The organism is Piscinibacterium candidicorallinum, from assembly GCF_047549485.1.
GTDB classification, from domain to species: domain Bacteria; phylum Pseudomonadota; class Gammaproteobacteria; order Burkholderiales; family Burkholderiaceae_C; genus Piscinibacterium; species Piscinibacterium candidicorallinum.
In genome coordinates this window covers 1620349-1640790 of the sequence record NZ_CP180191.1, presented here as the reverse complement: position 1 = coordinate 1640790, position 20442 = coordinate 1620349, and the positions used below count along the sequence as shown (strand labels likewise).

The 20442-nt window shown below is 63.5% G+C and carries 20 protein-coding genes; 4 read left to right on the top strand and 16 right to left on the bottom strand.

Annotated elements, in window-relative coordinates; translation table 11 throughout:
* Positions 1–36 precede the first annotated feature (36 nt).
* On the top strand, positions 37–609 hold the full coding sequence (locus ACMDW7_RS07390) for a hypothetical protein (protein ID WP_414859635.1): 573 nt from the start codon (positions 37–39) through the stop codon (positions 607–609).
* A 142-nt stretch (positions 610–751) separates the two neighbouring features.
* Here the strand turns inward: ACMDW7_RS07390 and ACMDW7_RS07385 are convergent, their stop codons facing one another.
* From ACMDW7_RS07385 to rpsP, 5 genes are all read right to left on the bottom strand, one after another.
* The gene (locus tag ACMDW7_RS07385; protein WP_377301914.1) at positions 752–1444 is read right to left on the bottom strand and encodes a CoA pyrophosphatase; all 693 of its coding nucleotides are present in this window, start codon (positions 1442–1444) and stop codon (positions 752–754) included.
* 170 nt (positions 1445–1614) lie between these two features.
* Positions 1615–1992, bottom strand: a complete 378-nt coding sequence (gene rplS, locus ACMDW7_RS07380) for a 50S ribosomal protein L19 (RefSeq protein WP_377301916.1) — start codon at positions 1990–1992, stop codon at positions 1615–1617.
* A 91-nt stretch (positions 1993–2083) separates the two neighbouring features.
* The gene (trmD, locus tag ACMDW7_RS07375; protein WP_377301917.1) at positions 2084–2863 is read right to left on the bottom strand and encodes a tRNA (guanosine(37)-N1)-methyltransferase TrmD; all 780 of its coding nucleotides are present in this window, start codon (positions 2861–2863) and stop codon (positions 2084–2086) included.
* 84 nt (positions 2864–2947) lie between these two features.
* Positions 2948–3526 (bottom strand): ribosome maturation factor RimM, encoded by a 579-nt coding sequence (gene rimM / locus ACMDW7_RS07370; protein WP_414859634.1) that lies wholly within the window; start codon positions 3524–3526, stop codon positions 2948–2950.
* 6 nt (positions 3527–3532) lie between these two features.
* Entirely contained in the window at positions 3533–3802 is a 270-nt protein-coding gene (gene rpsP, locus ACMDW7_RS07365; protein WP_054124103.1) for a 30S ribosomal protein S16, read from the bottom strand.
* Positions 3803–4221: 419 nt separating this feature from the next.
* Between rpsP and ACMDW7_RS07360 the strand changes: the two genes are divergently transcribed.
* Both ACMDW7_RS07360 and ACMDW7_RS07355 read left to right on the top strand, forming a co-directional pair.
* Positions 4222–4659: an NINE protein gene (locus ACMDW7_RS07360; protein WP_377301921.1), complete on the top strand. Its 438-nt coding sequence runs from the start codon at positions 4222–4224 to the stop codon at positions 4657–4659.
* 163 nt (positions 4660–4822) lie between these two features.
* The gene (locus tag ACMDW7_RS07355; RefSeq protein ID WP_377301923.1) at positions 4823–5530 is read left to right on the top strand and encodes an alanyl-tRNA editing protein; all 708 of its coding nucleotides are present in this window, start codon (positions 4823–4825) and stop codon (positions 5528–5530) included.
* A gap of 398 nt (positions 5531–5928) precedes the next feature.
* Here the strand turns inward: ACMDW7_RS07355 and zapE are convergent, their stop codons facing one another.
* The 11 genes from zapE to ACMDW7_RS07300 all read right to left on the bottom strand — a co-directional run bounded on the left by zapE (position 5929) and on the right by ACMDW7_RS07300 (position 19190).
* Positions 5929–7020: a cell division protein ZapE gene (gene zapE, locus ACMDW7_RS07350; protein WP_377301925.1), complete on the bottom strand. Its 1092-nt coding sequence runs from the start codon at positions 7018–7020 to the stop codon at positions 5929–5931.
* A gap of 197 nt (positions 7021–7217) precedes the next feature.
* Complete coding sequence (gene lpdA / locus ACMDW7_RS07345) at positions 7218–8651, bottom strand: dihydrolipoyl dehydrogenase (protein ID WP_377301927.1); 1434 nt, start codon at positions 8649–8651, stop codon at positions 7218–7220.
* Between the two features lie 97 nt (positions 8652–8748).
* Positions 8749–10023 carry a 2-oxoglutarate dehydrogenase complex dihydrolipoyllysine-residue succinyltransferase gene (gene odhB / locus ACMDW7_RS07340; protein WP_377301929.1) on the bottom strand — a complete coding sequence of 425 codons (1275 nt, stop codon included), beginning with the start codon at positions 10021–10023 and terminating at the stop codon, positions 8749–8751.
* A gap of 105 nt (positions 10024–10128) precedes the next feature.
* Entirely contained in the window at positions 10129–12993 is a 2865-nt protein-coding gene (locus ACMDW7_RS07335) for a 2-oxoglutarate dehydrogenase E1 component (RefSeq protein ID WP_377301931.1), read from the bottom strand.
* Positions 12994–13243: 250 nt separating this feature from the next.
* The gene (gltA, locus tag ACMDW7_RS07330) at positions 13244–14554 is read right to left on the bottom strand and encodes a citrate synthase (protein WP_377301933.1); all 1311 of its coding nucleotides are present in this window, start codon (positions 14552–14554) and stop codon (positions 13244–13246) included.
* 57 nt (positions 14555–14611) lie between these two features.
* Positions 14612–14878: a succinate dehydrogenase assembly factor 2 gene (locus tag ACMDW7_RS07325; protein ID WP_377301935.1), complete on the bottom strand. Its 267-nt coding sequence runs from the start codon at positions 14876–14878 to the stop codon at positions 14612–14614.
* Between the two features lie 28 nt (positions 14879–14906).
* Positions 14907–15668 carry a succinate dehydrogenase iron-sulfur subunit gene (locus tag ACMDW7_RS07320; RefSeq protein WP_054124095.1) on the bottom strand — a complete coding sequence of 254 codons (762 nt, stop codon included), beginning with the start codon at positions 15666–15668 and terminating at the stop codon, positions 14907–14909.
* 10 nt (positions 15669–15678) lie between these two features.
* Positions 15679–17466, bottom strand: coding sequence for a succinate dehydrogenase flavoprotein subunit (gene sdhA, locus ACMDW7_RS07315; protein WP_377301937.1), 1788 nt, complete (start codon positions 17464–17466; stop codon positions 15679–15681).
* A gap of 3 nt (positions 17467–17469) precedes the next feature.
* Positions 17470–17853: a succinate dehydrogenase, hydrophobic membrane anchor protein gene (gene sdhD / locus ACMDW7_RS07310; RefSeq protein WP_377301939.1), complete on the bottom strand. Its 384-nt coding sequence runs from the start codon at positions 17851–17853 to the stop codon at positions 17470–17472.
* Positions 17854–17855: 2 nt separating this feature from the next.
* On the bottom strand, positions 17856–18266 hold the full coding sequence (gene sdhC / locus ACMDW7_RS07305; RefSeq protein WP_377301941.1) for a succinate dehydrogenase, cytochrome b556 subunit: 411 nt from the start codon (positions 18264–18266) through the stop codon (positions 17856–17858).
* Positions 18267–18404: 138 nt separating this feature from the next.
* A complete protein-coding gene (locus ACMDW7_RS07300; RefSeq protein ID WP_377301943.1) occupies positions 18405–19190 on the bottom strand; it encodes a GntR family transcriptional regulator in 786 nt (261 codons plus the stop codon).
* Positions 19191–19449: 259 nt separating this feature from the next.
* Between ACMDW7_RS07300 and ACMDW7_RS07295 the strand changes: the two genes are divergently transcribed.
* On the top strand, positions 19450–20436 hold the full coding sequence (locus ACMDW7_RS07295; protein ID WP_377301945.1) for a malate dehydrogenase: 987 nt from the start codon (positions 19450–19452) through the stop codon (positions 20434–20436).
* Positions 20437–20442 lie beyond the last annotated feature (6 nt).

Genomic DNA, 20442 nt, shown 5'->3' with positions numbered 1-20442 from the left:
CTCCAGTGAAGTCACCGGTTACGCTCCGCAACGACCATGGACGACAACGGCATGAGCTTTCAGGAAATCGCGGAGTCAGAGCCGCTGACAACGGCTCAGGAAGAAGAGCTTCTGAGTCTGGGCCTGAAGCACGCGTCTGCTGCTCTGGACGCATACGAAGCAGCCACCACGGACGAAGAAGCGTTCTATGAAGTGCCCACGGCAATTTGCGCGGCCTACCTGGGCGCAGATCATGCGCGCGCATCGCGGCTCGCGGACCGCGCGCTCGAGCTTGCTGCCTCACGGACCGACAGCTGGAACTACGCCAATGCCGTGCATGCCGCGCACACCGCAAAAGGCCTGGAGGCAGTCGCAGCGGGTGACATTGCACAGGCCGAGCACCATTTGCTGAACTCCGCGCGCCACAGCGGCTCGCCGCAGCTCAACACATTCGGTCCGAGCATGCGGCTCGCTCGCGAATTGCTTCGTCATGGATCTACCGACGTGGTGCTGCACTACCTCGATCTCTGCAAAAGGTTCTGGTCGTCCGGCGCCGCCTGGCTCGCAATCTGGGAACCCAAGGTGCGTAAGGGCGAAGTGCCAGTCTTTTTCATGCATGGATTCCGATAGCCATCGCTGCGTCGCTACGCCGACAGGAATCGGTAGAAGTTTCTGAGCATCGCCGCCGTCGCGCCCCAGATACGTCGCTGCGGATCGGGAAACGCCTGCAAGCGTTTGCCGCGTTCATTTGAGTCTTCAGAACTGCGGCGCCCTATGCAGAAAGAAACCGGTAGAAGTTGCGAAGCATTGCCGCAGTCGCCCCCCAAATGAACCGCTCCCGCTGCTCGGGGTCGAGCGGGTCGGTCCAGGGCATGGCGAAGAAGTGGCGCTCGCCCACAGGGGTGTCGATAGCGCGGCGCTGGTGGTTGCGCGGATCCATGAGGAAACTCAGCGGGACCTCGAAGACATCGGCCACCTCGAAGCTGTCGGTGGCGAGCATCACCGGCGGATGCACCAGCGCCACCACGGGCGTGACGCGATAGGCGGTGACGGTCTGGTACTCGGACAGGCGGCCGAGCAGTTCGATCTGGCTGGGCTTCAGCCCCACTTCCTCGTGCGCCTCGCGCAGCGCGGTGGCTTCGAGCGAGGTGTCTTCGGGGTCGCGCCGGCCACCAGGGAAGCTGATCTGCCCGGCATGGTCATGCAGGTGCGCGGTGCGCTCAGTGAGCAGCACTCGCAAGCCGTCGTCGCGGTGCACCAGGGGTACAAGCACCGCGGCATCGCGGATCTCGCGGCCGGGAAACATCCCGCCGTCACCAGGCAGTTCGGGCGCCCAGGTGGGTGGCGCTGCAAAGCGCTCACGCAGCCAGCCGGGTGCAAGGCGTGCCGGCTCCACAGCGGGCGGCGCCTCGATCGGAACGATCCGTGCGGCCTTCGGGTTGACGATGCGGGGGGATGTACTCATGAAGCGAAGACTGCGACGGGGCGTTGAGGTTCAGCCGGAGCGCTCAGTGGGCACTGGAAGATGCAAGGCGCCAGAGCGTGGGGCCTCGGGCACCACAGCAAGAAAAAAAGCGCCGGGCTTGAAGCCGGGCGCCTTCTTCGCACTGCCGCGCGAGCGGCAGGCGCCACACATCACTCGGCGGTGGTGCGCAGCTTGAGCTTTTCCTTGATGCGGGCGGACTTGCCGGTACGACCACGCAGGTAGTACAGCTTGGCACGGCGCACGTCACCACGGCGCTTGACCTCGATGGAGGCCAGCAGCGGGGAGTACAGCTGGAACGTACGTTCCACGCCTTCGCCGGAGCTGATCTTGCGGACGATGAACGAGCTGTTCAGGCCGCGGTTGCGCTTGGCGATGACCACGCCTTCATAGGCCTGGACGCGCTTGCGGTTACCTTCAACCACGTTCACGTTCACGATCACGGTGTCGCCAGGAGCGAATTCGGGGATGTTCTTGCCGGCGGTCAGGCGGGCAACTTCTTCTTTTTCGAGCGTTTCGATGATGTTCATCGTTCTTCCTTCAGGCCATCTTGAGCGCGCCTTGTTTTGACGTTCTTCTTGAACATCGGCGCCCCAGAGGATGGGGTTGCATGAGGGCCGGCTAGGCCGTCCCCTTCTTGGTGCTCAATGCGTCACTGATGTAACGCCTGAGCGTCGCTTCATCGCGGGCCGACAGTGTACCTGCTGCACGCGCTGACTCGATCAGGTCCGGGCGGCGAGAAAGCGTTCTGATCAACTGCTGCTCGCGCCGCCACTTGGCAATCTCGGCGTGGTTGCCCGACATCAGCACCGCGGGCACGCCCTCGCCGACACCGTCCACGTCCAACACCTCGGGCCGGGTGAACTGAGGGCAGTCCAACAGGCCGTCGGCAAAACTTTCCTCGGTGGCGGAGCCCTCGGTGTTCAGCACACCGGGCAGCTGCCGCGCCACCGCGTCCATCAGCATCATGGCCGGCAGTTCACCGCCAGACACTACAAAGTCGCCGATCGAGACTTCCTCATCCACATTGCGGGCGATGAACCGCTCGTCAATGCCCTCATACCGGCCGCAAATCAGCGTGAGCCCTTCGAGCTGGCTCAGCTGCATCACCTTGCGGTGTGTCAGCGGGCCGCCTGCCGGGCTCATCAGCAGCACCGGGCCGCGCTTGCCGTCGGCCATGGCTGCATCCAGCGCGGCCTGCAGGGGCGCCGCCAGCATCACCATGCCGGGGCCGCCTCCGAAGGGCCGGTCGTCCACGCGGCGGTAGGCGTCTTGCGTGAAGTCCCGCGGGTTCCACAGCTTGAGCTGCAGCGCCCCGGTCTCGGCCGCCCGGCGCGTGATGCCCGAGCCGGTCAGTGCGGAAAACATCTCCGGGAAGATCGTGAGGACATCGAATCGCATGGATCTCACGAACTTTCCGCAGGGTTCTCGCTGTCTTTGTCAGCTGCTTCTAGCCGCTACCTGGGCGCACTCGCTGCCCAAGCTTCAATCCGCCCAATCATCCTGCCAATCCACGCGGATCAGCCGGGCGTCGATGTCCACCTTGCCCACGTACGCATCCACAAACGGGATCAGGTGCAGGCGGCTGGTCTCGCCCTTGCCTTCTTCAAGAACCTCGCGCCGCACGCTCAACACCGCATGCACGCCGTTGTCATCCACTGCGCTGACGGTGCCGAGCTCGAAATCGCTCTCGTTCACCACACGGCAGCCGATGAGGTCCACCCAGTAGAACTCGTTCATGCCGGCCTTGGGCAGGCTGGCTTTCTCGACCCACACTTCGCGGCCCTGCAGCGCCTCTGCGGCGTTGCGGTCCGGGCAGTCCTTGAGCTTGGCCACCACCGTGTCGACGTGCAGCTTGGCCTGCTCCACCTCAACGACCTGGGCCGGTGCGCTCCTGGACGCAGGGTTCGTGAGCGTCCAGCGCTTGATCTTCAGCAGGCCGACGGGATCGTCGCTGTAGGGCTGGATGTTGACCCAACCCTTGATGCCGAAGGCCCCGCGAATGTGGCCGACCAGAACGCGCTGATCGCTCGCCTGTTCGGCCACGCTCACGGGTACGGCCAATCCTGCTTAGGCAGCAGGCGTGGCTGCAGCGGTCTTCTTGGCGTAGTCCTTGACCAGGCGGGCCACGGTGGGCGACACCTGGGCGCCAACGCCGGTCCAGTAGTTCAGGCGGTCCATGTGGACGCGCAGGCCTTCTTCGCCGCCGGTAGCCACCGGGTTGTAGAAGCCGACGCGCTCGATGAACGCACCGTCACGACGGTTGCGCTTGTCGGTGACGACGATGTTGAAGAAGGGGCGGGCCTTGGCGCCACCACGGTTCAGACGGATCACGACCATGTGATTTCAATCCTTGAAAAGTCAGCAGACGGTGTTGTGTGTGCTCGGGGCACGAACTCTGCGCGGAGCACCCGACGCGGTTAGATGGGCCGCGGTCAGGCTCGGGGGCCACCTGCAGCCGGCGCGAACTATTCGGTCCACAACCCGCTGCGCAACGGCCCGCATTACGCACATTCGTTCCGGGCGCGGGCCGACACTTGCCTGCGAGATTCCGGAAAACTCTCTATTCTAGCCCGCGCAGTGCGAATGCTGCAATGCACCGAGCCCGGGCACCCTCGTGGCGCGCCTCTGATTCTGTGGGGCGAAGCCGGGGCCCTTGCATCCAGGCGCCTGCAACGACCGCCCCGCAGCCAGCGCGCGCACCAATTGCTTGCACTGCATCACCTCGCCTCCTCGTCGCCCATCGTCAAGACTGCCGAATGACCCAGCCCGCCCACCCGCCTGTCACCACCCAGCAGTTCAAGTCCAAGCCCGTCGCCGCCGCCCTCGCGCTGTTTGCCGGCGCGCTCGGCGCCCACCGGCTCTACCTGGGCCTGCGCCTGTGGTGGCTTTACCCGCTGTGCATTCCGCTGTTTGTGATGGCACTGCAGTTTCGCAACTGGTACCAGCACCCTACCTTCTTCGTGGGCATGCTGCCGATCCTGATCGCCATGGCCGAAGCCATCTTTCTGGCGCTCACGCCCGACGAAAAGTGGGACGCTCGCTTCAACCCGAACAGCACCCGCCAATCCGACAACCGCTGGCCGCCTGTGCTGGTGGCCATTGCCGGCCTGATGATAGGCACCACCCTGCTGATGATCACGCTGGTCCTGATGTTTCAGACTTACTTTGAGGCGCAGGGGTTGAGTCTCGGCTAGCCCGCGCATGCGCCGCACCGCTAGCGCGTTCGACGAGCGCAGAAACTTGGACAAACCCCTCCCGCTTGCCCCAAGCCCCTCTCCGGCCCGTTTGCATTGAAGAGCCTCACCAGCAGCGCGTCTTGCTAGCCTTTCGCTCTCAAACCGTACCCCAAGCCGACCCATGACCACGCTGCTCTTTCGCGACGACGCTTATCTGCAATCCTGCACCGCACGGGTCTTTGCAGTGACCGAAAAGGGCATTGAGCTGGACCGGACGGTGTTCTACCCGATGGGCGGCGGGCAGCCAGGCGATACGGGGACGCTCTCCACGGCCGACGGCCGGGTGGTGCCGATTGTGGACACGCGCAAGGGCGAGGGGCTGGATGCGGTGGTGCATGTGCCGGCGCGCGAATCCCCCGCCCTCGCGGTGGGCGACGAGGTGACGGCAACGCTGGACTGGGCGCGGCGCTACCTGCACATGCGCATGCACACTGCCCTGCACGTGATGTGGCAGGCGGTGCAGGCGCCGGTGACGGGCGGGAACATTGGCGCGGACAAGAGCCGGCTGGACTTCGACATCGACATGAGCCTGCTGGATGCGGCCAAGATCGAGGCGGAGACCAACCGGCTGATTGCAGCGGGCTGCACCACGGAGACCATCTGGATCACGGACGAGGAGCTGGACGCGCGGCCGGAGCTGGTGAAGACCATGAGCGTGAAGCCGCCGCGCGGGGCGGGCCGGGTGCGACTGCTGAACATCCCGGGCATCGATCTGCAGCCCTGCGGCGGTACCCATGTGAAGGACATTCGTGAGATCGGCGGCATTCGCGTGCTGCGGATCAAGAGCGAGGGCAAGCACAACAAGCGGGTAGAGATTGCTCTGATTTAAGTTATTTTAAATCAATAACTTATCTCGCATATTTCACGTGAACTATCAGGTTAATGCGGCGCGTGGATAGCTTGCCGTGAGCAAGCACTGGGTGCATCGACCTCGACGGGCTGCTGCCCCAGCCAGCCAGCCAGCAGTCAACCTCATTAAAGTCATTTTCGGCCATAAGAAGTTCAATCGGTCGAAATGTCGCTCTCCGCTTGTGATGTGCGGATCTCTGGCCATTTTCCTCGCTAGAAGCAGAAAATTTCTTTCAGTATCGGCCAAATTCAGCCAGTTTCGCACGTGATTGAGTGGGATTCAGCCCGCCGAACAGTCGATTTATTGCGTTCGGAGCAACGCCACGGGGGTGCTCGCGGCGCTCGCACCGCGCTCCTCCGGCGCCCGAGCCCCGCGAACTAGAGCTCCACCGCCCGCCGACGCTCGGCATCCAGATACTCGCGGCTCTGCATCTCTATCAGGCGCGATACCGTGCGGTGGAACTCGTTCGCAAACTGGCCCTGGGTGTAGAGCGCCTCGGGCGGCACGGCGGCGGAGATGAAGAGCTTGACCTTGTGGTCGTACAGCACGTCGACAAGCCAGGTGAAGCGCCGCGCCTCGCTGGCCATGTTCACGCCCATCTCGGGCACGTCGGAGAGGATGACAGTGTGGAACTGGCGGGCGAGCTCGAGGTAGTCGTTCTGTGAGCGGGGGCCGCCGCACAGAGTTTGAAAATCAAACCACACCGCCCCACCCGCCCGGCGCCGGGCGCGGATCTCGCGGTGCTCAATGCGCAACACGGGGTTCTCGTCATTGCGTTCGGCCACGGCGTTGAAGACGCTGGTCAGCTTGGCCTGCGAAGCCTCGCCTCCGGGCACGAGGTAGACCTCGGCCTGCTCCAGCGAGCGCTTGCGGTAGTCGATGCCGGCGTCGACGTTCATCACGTCGAGGTTCTGCTTGAGCAGCTCGATGGCGCCGAGGATGCGGTCGCGGTGCAGGCCGTCCGGGTAGAGGCCATCCGGCTCGAAATTGCTGGTCATGACAAAGACCACGCCGTATTCGAACAGGGGCCGCAGCAGGCGCTCCAGGATCATGGCGGTGGCCACGTCCGAGACGTGGAACTCGTCAAAGCAGATCAGGCGGTACTTGCGCGCGGTGCGCTTGGCCACCTCGCCCAACGGGTCTTCCGTACCGCGCAGGTGGTCCAGCTCCGCATGGATACCGCGCATGAATTCGTGAAAGTGGATCCGCGTCTTGCGGATCACCGGCACGGTGTCATAGAAGCAGTCCATCAGGAAGCTCTTGCCGCGCCCCACGCCACCCCAGAGCCACACACCCTGCGGCAGCGGCGGCGGGCTGATCATGCGCATGAGCTTGCTGGCGCGGCGCCGCTTGTATTCGACGAACTCGTCGTGCAGGCGCTGCAGGCGCTCGACAGCAGCGAGCTGCGCAGGGTCTGCGGTGTAGCCGCGCTGTTGCAGCAGGTTCTCGTAAGCGGACTGGACAGGCATGGACGTGAGTCAGATGCAGGCTGGCGCAAGCGCACCACACGCACTGGCTACTTGAACGGGCGGCCAGTCTGTGCAGCCCAGCCCGCTCAAGCGCCGCGCCGGAACAGCGCCCGGCGCCTGCGAAGATGCAATATCCCGAACGCGCACAGCGGTGGGCAGGATCATGAGTCCACCGCCGGCGCCGCGGGTGACGCGCCTCAGAAGTTCAGCGTGCGCTTGTCCACGGCCAGCGCCGCTTCCTTCACCGCTTCCGAGAGCGTCGGGTGCGCGTGGCAGATGCGGGCGATGTCTTCAGACGCCGCCTTGAACTCCATGGCCATCACGCATTCGCTGATGAGCTCGGAGGCCACGGGGCCGATGATGTGCACACCCAGGATCTCGTCGGTCTTGGCATCTGCCAGCATCTTGACCATGCCGGTGGTGTCGCCCAGCGCACGGGCGCGGCCGTTGGCCATGAAGGGGAAGCTACCGGCCTTGTAGGCCACGCCTTCGGCCTTGAGCTGCTGCTCGGTCTTGCCGACCCAGGCGATCTCGGGGCTGGTGTAGATGACCCAGGGAATGGTGTTGAAGTTGACGTGCCCGTGCTGGCCGGCAATGCGCTCGGCCACGGCCACGCCCTCTTCCTCGGCCTTGTGCGCGAGCATGGGGCCGCGCACCACGTCACCCACGGCCCAGACGCCAGGCAGGTTGGTGCGGCATTCATCATCCACGGCAATGAAGCCGCGCTCATCGAGCTTCAGGCCGACGGCTTCGGTGTTCAGGCCGTGGGTGTTGGGTGTGCGGCCGATCGAGACGATCAGGCGGTCGCACTCGAGCACCTGCGCAGCGCCAGCGTTGTCGGTGTAGTTGACGGTGACGCCCTTCTTGGTGGTCTTGATCTCGCCCACCTTCACGCCCAGGCTGATCTTCAGCCCCTGCTTGGTGAAGAGCTTGTGCGCTTCCTTGGCGATGGTCTCGTCAACGGCGCCCAGGAAGTTCGGCAGGCCTTCGAGTACGGTGACTTCAGCGCCCAGGCGGCGCCACACACTGCCCATTTCCAGGCCGATCACGCCAGCGCCGATCACGCCCAGCTTCTTGGGCACATCAGGAATGCGCAGCGCGCCGTCATTCGACAGGACACGGTCTTCATCGAAGGGCACACCGGGCAGTGCGCGGGCGTTGCTGCCCGTGGCCACAACGACGTACTTGGCAAAAAGCGTCTCTTCCGTGCCTTCGACCTTGATCTCGTAGCCGCCGTCCTTGGCGGCCACAAACGAGCCCAGGCCGTTGAAGAAGCTGACCTTGTTCTTCTTGAACAGGAACAGGATGCCGGCATTGTTCTGGCCGACGACCTCGTCCTTGCGCTTGAGCATCTGCGCCAGGTTCAGCTTCAGGCCGCTGACCTCCACGCCGTGCTCGGCAAAGCCGTGGGCAGCATGCTCGAAGTGCTCGGACGACTGCAGCAGCGCCTTGGACGGAATGCAGCCCACGTTGGTGCAGGTGCCGCCCGGTGCCGGAGCGCCCTTGGCGTTCTTCCAGGCATCGATGCAGGCGGTGTTGAAGCCCAGCTGGGCGGCGCGGATCGCGGCGATGTAGCCACCGGGGCCACCGCCGATCACGATCACATCAAAATTCTTCATGAGGTTCTCCATGCGCTGACGCCGGCACAGGGCGGCGTCATGCGGGCTGGCACGTGCGGAGCGCGCAGGCTCCGCACGGCCGTGGGGCTGCCAGACAGCCCCGGGGTCATCAGACGTCGAGCAGCAGGCGGGCCGGGTCTTCCAGCGCTTCCTTCATGGCCACCAGACCGAGCACGGCTTCGCGGCCGTCGATGATGCGGTGGTCGTAGCTCATGGCGAGGTAGTTGATCGGACGGATCACGATCTGGCCGTTCTCCACCACGGCGCGATCCTTGGTGGCGTGCACACCGAGGATGGCGCTTTGCGGCGGGTTGATGATCGGCGTGGAAAGCATGGAGCCGAACACGCCGCCATTCGAGATGGAGAAGGTGCCGCCGGTCAGTTCTTCGAGGCTGAGCTTGCCGTCCTTGGCCTTGGCGCCGTACTCGGCGATCTTCTTCTCGATGTCGGCCAGGCTCATCTGGTCCGCATTGCGCAGGATGGGCACCACCAGACCGCGCGGGCTACCCACGGCGATACCGATGTCGAAGTAGCCGTGGTAGACGATGTCATTGCCGTCCACGCTGGCGTTGAGTACCGGATAGCGCTTGAGCGCTGCGACGGCCGCCTTCACGAAGAAGCTCATGAAGCCCAGCTTCACGCCGTGCTCCTTCTCGAACTTCTCCTGGTACTTCTTGCGCATCTCCATCACCGGGGCCATGTTCACTTCGTTGAACGTGGTCAGGATGGCGTTGGTGGCCTGCGACTGCAGCAGACGCTCGGCCACGCGGGCGCGCAGGCGGCTCATGGGCACGCGCTGCTCGGGGCGGCCTTCGGTAATCGCGGCCACGTTGATGGGCGCAGCCACCGGCTGCAACACGGCACCGGTCGTCACGGCCACGGGCACGGCCTGGGCGGCGGTGGGCGGCGCCACCTTGGGGGCTGCTGCTGCAGCAAGCGCGTCACCCTTGGTGATGCGACCATCCTTGCCGGTGCCAGCCACCGTGGCGGGGTTCACGCCTGTGTCAGCCATGATCTTGGCGGCCGAGGGCATGGCCACGCCACCGGTTGCGGCGGCAGCGGGTGCTGCGACAGGCGCAGCAGCGGGCGCGGCGGCTGCGGCTGCCGGGGCAGCGGCGGGGGCAGCCACGGCACCGGCCTTGGCGGCGGTGTCGATACGGGCGATCAGTTCGTCGGACGTGACGGTGGCACCGTCACCCTTGACGATCTCGGTGAGCACGCCAGCGCCCGGTGCGGGCACTTCCAGCACGACCTTGTCGGTCTCGATCTCGATCAGGATCTCGTCCTGTGCTACGGATTCGCCGACCTTTTTCTTCCAGGCGAGCATCGTGGCTTCGGCCACGGATTCTGACAGTTGGGGAACCTTGACTTCTACGATTGCCATTTGAAAGTGACTCCGATTTTTTCAGTTCATTTCGGAGCGTCGATTGCGGCCTGCCCGATGCGGCGCACTGGGCATGCTGGCGGCAACACGCTCCTCGCGTGTTGCTTACTTGGTCTGGACGAAGCCCTTGAGCTTGCCGAAGGCCTGATCCAGAAGCGCCTTCTGCTGCTCGTTGTGCTTGCTGTAGTAGCCCACGGCCGGTGATGCAGACGCAGCACGGCCGGCGTAGCCCAGCTTCTGCCCTTCAGACATGTTCTCCAGCAGGTGATGCTGCACGAAGAACCAGTAGCCCTGGTTCTGCGGCTCGTCCTGCACCCATACGACCTCGGTCGCCTTGGGGAACTTGGCGAGTGCTTCGCCGAAGGCCTTGTGCGGGAAGGGATAGAGCTGTTCCACGCGGATGATGGCGACATCGTCTACGCCCCGCTCCTTGCGGGTGTTGACGAGGTCGTAGTAGACCTTGCCGGAGCAGGCCAGCACGCGCTTGACCTTCTCGGCCTTGATGGTCGCATCCTGCTCGCCGATCACAGTCTGGAAGTGACCGCGGGCCAGCTCGGACAGCGGGCTGCCGGCGTCCTTGTTGCGCAGCAGGCTCTTGGGCGTCATGATGACCAAGGGCTTGCGGAACAGACGGATCATCTGGCGGCGCAGCAGATGGAAGATCTGCGCGGCCGTGGTGGGCTGTACCACCTGCATGTTGTTCTCGGCACAGAGTTGCAGGAAGCGCTCGGGGCGGGCCGAGGAGTGCTCGGGGCCCTGCCCTTCGTAGCCATGAGGCAGCATGAGTGTCAGCCCGCTCGCGCGGCCCCACTTCACTTCACCGGAGCTGATGAACTGGTCGATCACGACCTGCGCGCCGTTGACGAAGTCACCGAACTGCGCCTCCCAGATCACGAGCGCATTCGGCTCGGCTGTGGAGTAGCCGTATTCGAAGCCGAGCACGGCTTCCTCCGACAGCACGGAGTCGATCACGGTGAACGGCGCCTGACCTTCCGCCACATTCTGCAGGGGGATGTAGGTGCCGGAGTCCCACTTCTCGCGCTTCTGGTCATGCAGCACGGCGTGGCGGTGCGTGAAGGTGCCGCGGCCGCAGTCCTGGCCAGTGATGCGAACGGGGTAGCCACTGGCCACCAGCGAAGCGAAGGCGAGGTGTTCGCCCATGCCCCAGTCCAGATTCATCTCGCCTTTGCCCATGGCGCGGCGATCGGCCAGCACCTTCTCGACGATCGAGTGCACCTTGAAGCCTTCAGGCGTCGTGGTAATGCGCTCGGCCAGGCGCTTGAGCTCGGTGATGGGTACGGCGGTATCCGCGGAGTCCGTCCACTTGCGATTCAGGAAGGGCGTCCAGTCGACCGCGTACTTGCTCTTGAAATTGGTGAGAACGATTTCCTCGGTGTGGCGACCTTCGTCCATCGCGGCGCGGTACTGCTTGACGAGCGCATCGCCACCACCGACGTCGAGCACTTTCTGCGTTTCCAGCTTGTCCGCATACAGCTTGCGGGTGCCCGGGTGCTCGGCGATCTTCTTGTACATCAGCGGCTGGGTCAGGCTGGGGGTGTCCTGCTCGTTGTGGCCCAGCTTGCGGTAGCAGATGATGTCGATCACCACGTCCTTGCCGAACTCGCTGCGGAAGTCCACAGCGAGCTGGGTGGCGAACACGACGGCCTCGGGGTCGTCGCCATTCACATGCAGCACCGGCGCTTCGATCATCTTGACCACGTCGGAGCAGTACAGCGTGGAGCGCGAGTCGCGCGGGTCGCTGGTGGTGAAGCCGATCTGGTTGTTGATGACGATATGGATCGTGCCGCCCGTGCCGTAGCCGCGGGTCTGCGCGAGGTTGAGCGTTTCCATGACCACGCCCTGGCCCGCGAAGGCGGCGTCGCCGTGCACCAGCACAGGCAGCACCTGGCGGCCATGCTCGTCGCCACGGCGGTCCTGGCGGGCGCGCACGCTGCCCTCCACCACAGGATTCACGATTTCGAGGTGGGAGGGGTTGAAGGCGAGGCTCAGGTGCACTGGGCCGCCTGGGGTGGACACGTCGCTCGAAAACCCCTTGTGGTACTTCACGTCGCCGGCTGACAGGCCGTCATCGGCGACCTTGCCTTCGAATTCTGCAAACAGATCCTTGGGCATCTTGCCCAGGATGTTGACCAGCACGTTCAGGCGGCCGCGGTGGGCCATGCCGATCACGATCTCCTGCACGCCCTTCTCGCCGGCACGCTGGATCACTTCGTCCATGGAGGCGATGAAGCTTTCGCCGCCTTCGAGCGAGAAGCGCTTCTGGCCGACATACTTGGTGTGCAGATAGCGCTCAAGGCCTTCTGCGGCCGTGAGGTTCTCAAGAATGGCCTTGCGCTTGGCCGGCTCGAACTGCGGCTTGCTGCGGACGCTTTCAAGGCGCTGCTGCATCCAGCGTTTCTGCGCCGGATCGCTGATGTACATGAACTCGGCACCGATAGTGCCGCAGTACGTTTCGCGCAGAGACTTCACGATCTCGCGCAGCGTCATGTTTTCCTGGCCGAAGTAGGTATTGGACGCAGAGAAGGTCTGGTCCATGTCCGTTTCGGTCAGGTCGTAGAAGCCAGGTTCCAGCTCAGGGATGTTCGGACGCTCCTGGCGATGCAGCGGATCGAGATCTGCCCAGCGACTGCCCAGGAAACGGTAGGCGGCGATGATCGACTGGACATGGACCTGCTTGCGGGCCACGGCAGCATCGGCGCCACCGACCGCACGCGGCAGGAAGGCATTCGCCTTTGCGCGCTGCGCAAAGGACTCGATGACGGGGGCGTGGGCTTGGTCCGCAGTGGACGCGCTGCCATCGGCGGCAGGCACGAGCTGCATGCGGGAGAAATACTCGCGCCAGTTCTCGGGAACGCTGGCGGGATTGTTGAGGTACTGCTCGTAGAGCTCTTCGACATACGGCGCATTGCCGCCGAACAGATACGAGTTCTGCTGGAACGCTTGCATCATGACGCTTCACCTCTCAAGCGCACGTTTCGTGCGGGTTGGTGCAGGATTGGCGCAGCCTATTGTTTCAAGGTCGGCTGCATGGCCCTTCCGCTTTGGGACTACGCCCCGCGACGGATTGCGCAAAGAACGAAAAAGAAGATGCGCAGTATAGGTATGGTCGCGCATCGTGAAAAGCAACCGGCCATGAAAAAGGGCCGCTTGCACGGCCCTTTTCCGCCCCGCCCCGGGTTGCCCCGGAGATCAGATGGACTCAACGCTGGGCGATCGGCTTGACGTCGCGAGCCGCATAGCCAGAGAACAGCTGACGCGGACGGCCGATCTTGTACTCAGGGTCGGACAGCATCTCGTTCCACTGCGCGATCCAGCCCACGGTGCGAGCCAACGCGAAGATGCCGGTGAACAGTGCGGTGGGGATACCCAGTGCGCGTTGGACGATGCCGGAGTAGTAATCGACGTTCGGGTACAGCTTGCGTGAGACGAAGTAGTCGTCTTCCAGAGCGATCTTTTCAAGCGCCATCGCCAGCTTGAACAGCGGATCGTTTTCCAGACCGAGCTCGGCCAGCACTTCCTTGCAGGTTTCCTGCATGAGCTTGGCGCGAGGATCAAAGTTCTTGTAGACCCGGTGACCAAAGCCCATCAGGCGCACGCCGGAGTTCTTGTCCTTGACCTGCTCCATGAACTCGCCGACCTTGGCCACGCCGCCTTGGGCCTGGAGATCTTCGAGCATGTTCAGGCAGGCCTCGTTGGCACCGCCGTGCGCCGGCCCCCAGAGGCAGGCCACACCAGCGGCAATGGCTGCAAACGGGTTGGTGCCCGAGGAACCGCACAGGCGCACCGTGGAGGTGGACGCGTTCTGCTCGTGATCAGCGTGCAGGATGAAGATACGGTCCAGCGCACGGACGAGCACCTCATTGACCTTGTACTCCTCAGCCGGCACCGCAAACATCATGCGCATGAAGTTGGCGGAGTAGGACAGGTCATTGCGCGGATACACGAAGGGCTGGCCGATCGTGTACTTGTAGGCCATGGCCACGAGGGTGGGCATCTTGGCGATGAGGCGGATGGCGCTGATCTCGCGATGCGTCGGGTTATTGATGTCGGTGCTGTCGTGATAGAACGCGCTCATTGCACCGACCAGGCCAGTGAGAATGGCCATGGGGTGGGCATCACGACGGAACCCGCGCAGGAAGAACTGCATCTGCTCGTGAACCATCGTGTGCTGCGTGACGCGGCCTACGAAGTCCTTGCGCTGCGTTTCGTTGGGCAGCTCGCCGTTGAGAATCAGGTAGCAGGTCTCGAGGAAGTCACACTTGGTCGCGAGCTGCTCGATGGGATAGCCGCGATACAGCAGTTCTCCCTTGTCGCCGTCGATGTAGGTGATCTTGGACTGACAGGCCGCCGTGGACAGGAAGCCGGGGTCATAGGTGAACTTGCCGGTCGACCCATAGAGCTTGCGGATGTCAATGACGTCCGGGCCGACGGTGCCCTTGTAGATGGGGAATTCAACCGACGGTGCGCCATCGGAGAATGACAGCGTGGCTTTCTTGTCTGAGAGTTGCATGGCTGGCCCTTTGTGTTCTTGGTGCAGGTGTATTCGCGGCGGGTGGTCTGGCGTGCTTCAGGCGCTGCGCAGCTTGGCGAGGACCGATTGCACCTCGGCATCCGCCAGCTGTGAATCCGGCTCCTTGCGCGCCAGAAGAAGATCCAACAAGTCGTTATCGGTCAGGTCGAGCAAACGCTCTAGGCCTTGCGCATCCGCGGTCGACAGCGTGCCGCCGAAGCGGTCAAAAAAGCGCGACATGATCAGGTCGTTTTCCAGCAGACCACGCCGGGCGCGCCAGCGCAGGCGCGCCAAGTCGTGATCTTGCAGGGCTACGGCTGTCATGGGGCTTACGGATGCATGAAAAGACGGCTCAAACGGTACGGCGGACCATCAATTCCTTGATCTTGCCGATCGCGCGCGTCGGATTCAGGCCCTTTGGGCAGACATCCACGCAGTTCATGATCGTGTGGCAACGGAACAGACGGTATGGATCTTCCAGGTTGTCCAGGCGCTCGGCGGTGGCCTGGTCGCGCGTGTCGGCAATGAAGCGATAGGCCTGGAGCAGACCGGCAGGCCCGACGAACTTGTCCGGGTTCCACCAGAAGCTTGGGCAGCTCGTCGAGCAGCAGGCGCACAGAATGCACTCGTACAGACCATCCAGCTCCTCGCGCTCGGCGGGAGACTGCAGACGCTCCTTCTCAGGCGGAATCGTGTCGTTGATCAGGTATGGCTTGACGGAGTGGTACTGCTTGAAGAACTGGGTCATGTCCACGATCAGATCGCGGATGACCGGCAGACCAGGCAGCGGCTTGAGCACGATGGGCTCTTTCAGGTCACGCAGGTTCGTGATGCAGGCCAGACCATTCTTGCCGTTGATGTTCATGGCATCGGAACCGCAGACGCCCTCGCGGCAGGAGCGGCGAAATGAGACGGAGTCATCGCTCGTCTGCTTCATGCGCATGAGCGCATCGAGCAGCATCTTGTCGGTCGGCTCGAGTGTGACCTCGATATCTTCCATGCGTGGCGCCTGACCGGAATCCGGGTCATAGCGATAGATCTTGAACTTGACGACGCGCTTGCCGGCCGCTGCGTCGCCCACAGCGTTGAGTTCGTTGGATTGGTTTGCAGACATTCGGTACTCCTCAGAACGTGCGCTTCTTGGGCTGGAAGGTCTCGACCGTCAGCGGCTTGGTGTTCACCGGCTTGTAGTCGAGGCGATTACCCTCGCTGTACCACAGTGTGTGCTTCATCCAGGTAGCGTCATCACGCTCGGGGAAGTCGCTGTGCGCGTGGGCACCGCGGCTTTCCTTACGGGCCTCCGCTGAGACGATGGTGGCCTTGGCGGTTTCCACTAGGTTGGCGAGTTCCAGCGCTTCGACACGTGCCGTGTTGAAGACCTTGGATTTGTCCTTGAGATGGATGCTCTCGGCGGCTTCGGCCAGCTCGTTGATCCTGATCACACCTTCCGAAAGCAAAGCACTGGTGCGGAACACGCCACAGTGCTTCTGCATGTTGTCGCGGATGGCCTGGGCGACGACCTGGGTGTTCTCGCCGGAGGTGGATCCATCGATCTTGGCCAGACGTGACATCGGCAGATCGGCCGCATCGGCCGGCAGATCCTTGTGCTCCTTGGCCACCTTGCCGGTCTTGAACTGGTCGACGATGTGGTTGCCGGCGGCACGGCCGAACACAATGAGGTCCAGCAGCGAATTGGTACCGAGACGGTTCGCACCGTGCACGCTCACGCAGGCGCACTCACCCACGGCGTAAAGGCCGTTGATGATCGCATTCGGATTACCGCTTTTCGGCGCGACGACCTGACCGTAGTAGTTCGTAGGAATGCCGCCCATCTGATAGTGAATGGTGGGCACGACCGGAATCGGATCCTTGATCGGGTCGATGTTGGCGAACTTGATCGCGATCTCGCGGATCGAGGGCAGCTTCTTGATGATGGTGTCCGGGTCGAGGTGGCTCAGATGCAGCTCGATGTAGTCGCCATTGGGGCCGCAGCCGCGACCTTCCTTGATCTCCTGGTCCATCGAACGCGAGACGAAGTCACGCGGCGCAAGATCCTTGAGGGTGGGGGCGTAGCGCTCCATGAAGCGCTCGCCATTCTTGTTGCGCAGGATGCCACCTTCGCCGCGCACGCCTTCGGTGATCAGCACGCCCGCACCAGCCACGCCGGTGGGGTGGAACTGCCAGAACTCCATGTCTTCCAGCGGAATACCGGCGCGCGCCGCCATGCCCATGCCGTCACCGGTGTTGATGAAGGCGTTGGTCGAAGCGGCCCAGATACGCCCTGCCCCGCCAGTGGCGAAGACGGTGATCTTGGCTTCGAGAATCATGACCTCGCCGGTCTCCATCTCGTAGGCCACCACGCCGCAGACGTCGCCGTCCGCATCGCGGATCAGATCGAGCGCCATCCACTCGACGAAGAACTGGGTACGCGCAGCCACGTTGCGCTGATACAGCGTATGCAGCAGCGCATGGCCGGTACGGTCCGCCGCGGCGCAGGCGCGCTGCACGGGCTTTTCGCCGAAGTTGGCGGTGTGGCCGCCAAAGGGGCGCTGGTAGATCGTGCCATCCGGATTGCGGTCAAAGGGCATGCCGAAGTGCTCGAGCTCGTACACAACCTTCGGCGCTTCGCGGCACATGAACTCGATGGCGTCCTGGTCACCGAGATAGTCCGAACCCTTCACGGTATCGAACATGTGCCAGTACCAGTTGTCCTCGCTCATGTTGCCCAGACTCGCGCCAATGCCGCCCTGCGCGGCCACCGTGTGCGAGCGGGTCGGGAACACCTTGGAGAGCACGGCCACGTTCAGGCCGGCCTGGGCCAGCTGCAGCGAACAGCGCATGCCGGCACCGCCTGCGCCGACAATCACGGCGTCGTAGCGGCGGCGGGGAAGAGACGTCTTTACTGCGGTCATTGCTTACACCTTCAGGAGGATCAGGCCGGCGTACACCACACACGCCAGCAGCCAGAACACGGTGAACACTTGCAGAGCCAGGCGGATGCCGACCGGCTTCACATAATCCATCCAGATGTCGCGCACGCCCACCCAGGCATGCCACGCAAGGGCCACGAAGGTCACGAAGGTGAGCAGCTTCATGACCGGCAGACCGCCCCACGTGGAGGCAAACAGGCCCGCCCAGCCCTGGTAGGTGAAGTTCTTGCCAGTCAGGAAAGCGACAAGCAGGATGACGGTGAAGACTGCCATGACGATGGCGGTCACGCGCTGCGACAGCCAGTCGCGCAGGCCGTAGTGCGCGCCGACGACCAGGCGCTTCGGTCCGATGTTGTTGTTCTCGGCCATGCTCAAAACACTCCAAACAGCTTCAGGGCAACCAGCGCGGTCAACGGCAGGCTGACGGCAAACACAGCCACGGCGCTCGACTTGGCCTGGCCCTTCTCGAGCCACATGTGCTTGTCCATGAACAGATGGCGCACGCCTGCGCAGAAGTGATGCAGATAGGCCCAGGCCAGCGCGAGGATCAAGAGCTTGACGAACCAGTGACTGGTCAGCGCCTGAAAGCGGCCAAAGGCGAGTTCAGACGTGAGGCTGCGGTCGAACAGATAGAGCACAAAGGGCAGCAGCACGAACATCAGGGCGCCGCTGACGCGGTGCAGAATGGACACATAGCCTGCCAGCGGCAGGCGGTACTGCATGATCTGCGTGACGTGGATGTTCCGGTACTGCGGTCGTGGGGGTGCTTTTGCCTCTGCCATGTACATGGCTCCTCGAAGAACGTCTTTAGGGACTGGATTGAATTCTTGTTGTCGAGTCGATCAGCGCGCCGCTTGATCGGTACTCATGGGTAGCGCGGCATTGTCGGAGATTTTCGAAGTGCCCTCAAATCGCTTCTCTCAAATCAACGCATTCAGATAGTGGTGCTTGTCGGTCCGGTACCAGCCCTTGCGCAACTCGACGGGCCGCTCGTTGTACGAGAACGAGAGCCGCTCGACCTGCAGCAGGGGCGTACCGGCCGGCACGGCGAGCACCTGCGCCGCGGCTTCATCGGCTGCGACGGCCTTCAGGCGCTCCTCGCAGCGGATCATGCGCACTGCGAACTCCTGCTCGAAAAGCGCATACATCGGCCCTCGATAGTCGGCCAGCCGGTCCATGGTCAATCCTTTGAACAACGGCCCTGGCAGCCAGATTTCCTCAAGAATGGTGGGTTCGCCGCCGAAGTGCAGGCTGCGGCGAATCACCACGGCGGTCTCGCCCACCTTCAAGTCCAGCTGGCGCGCGATATCGGCCGGAGCACGCAGGCGCTTGCAGTCCAGGACGAAGTGGTCGGGGTGGGTCGGCTCGCCGGCGTCCGGGTGCAGGCGCAGGAAACGGAACTGCACCTTGGACTCGGAATGCGTCGCGACGAAGGTGCCCTTGCCCTGCCGGCGGATCAGCAGGTGCTCGGAGGCCAGCTCGTCCACCGCCTTACGCACGGTGCCCTGGGACACCTTGAAGCGCTGGGCAAGCTCGACTTCCGAGGGAATCATCTCTCCGGGCTTCCATTCGCCGCTCTCCAGCCCCTGCATGAGCAGGGACTTGATCTGCACGTACAGCGGGCTGAACGTGGGGCCGGCGGCGCCCGCAGTGCTTTGCGGATCGGTGCTGCCAGCAGCGGGTGGAATGGGCGGCAAGGAGCTCATCAAGCCCGGGTTTTACACAAGACCCAAGACTTCGTCCAGCTCACCCATCTTTCGTCTCATGTCTTATATAAGACGTAAGATATCTGTGTTGACGTTGAAGGAGCCAAGTGCCTACACTGCGCCATCTTTGCCGATGCACCCGCCGTTGAGGCACCACACGCCGATGACAGGCGCGTCAGAGCCAGACAGGCGGGACTGCAGACGCGCCATGCATCGGCCGGATCGCGCGAATTCGTTCATCACCGAAAGGACCCGCTCCATGAGCAAAGCTCCCATGAAGGTTGCCGTCACCGGCGCCGCCGGCCAGATCGGCTACTCCCTGCTGTTCCGCATCGCCTCGGGCGAAATGCTGGGCAAGGACCAGCCCGTTGAACTGCAATTGCTCGAAATTCCCGACGAGAAGGCCCAGAAGGCACTCAAGGGCGTGATGATGGAGCTCGAAGACTGTGCCTTCCCGTTGCTGGCCGGCATGAGCGCGCACAGCGACCCGATGACGGCCTTCAAGGACATCGACTGCGCCCTGCTGGTCGGCGCCCGTCCCCGCGGTCCCGGCATGGAGCGCAAGGACCTGCTGGCCGCCAACGCCCAGATCTTCACGGCCCAGGGCAAGGCCCTCAATGCCGTGGCCAAGCGCACGGTCAAGGTACTGGTGGTCGGCAACCCGGCCAATACCAACGCCTACATCGCCATGAAGAGCGCGCCGGACCTGCCCAAGAAGAACTTCACCGCCATGCTGCGTCTGGATCACAACCGTGGTCTGTCCCAGCTGGCTGCCAAGGCCGGCGTGGCCGTGGCCGACATAGAGACCTTCTGCGTCTGGGGCAACCACTCGCCCACGATGTACGCCGACTACCGCTTCGCAACGGTCAAGGGCAAGTCGCTCAAGGACATGATCGGTGACGAGGAGTGGAACCGCACGGCCTTCCTGCCCACCGTGGGCAAGCGCGGCGCAGCCATCATCGAAGCGCGCGGCCTGTCATCTGCCGCATCGGCGGCCAACGCCGCTATCGACCACATGCGCGACTGGGTGCTCGGCACGCAGGGCAAGTGGGTCACGATGGGCATCCCCTCGGACGGCTCCTATGGCATTCCGGTAGACACCATGTTCGGCTACCCCGTCACCTGCGAAGGCGGCGAGTACAAGATCGTCCAGGGCCTGGCCATCGACGAGTTCAGCCAGACCTGCATCAACAAGACGCTGGCCGAGCTGAACGAAGAGAAGGACGGCGTCTCGCACCTGCTGTAACTCAGT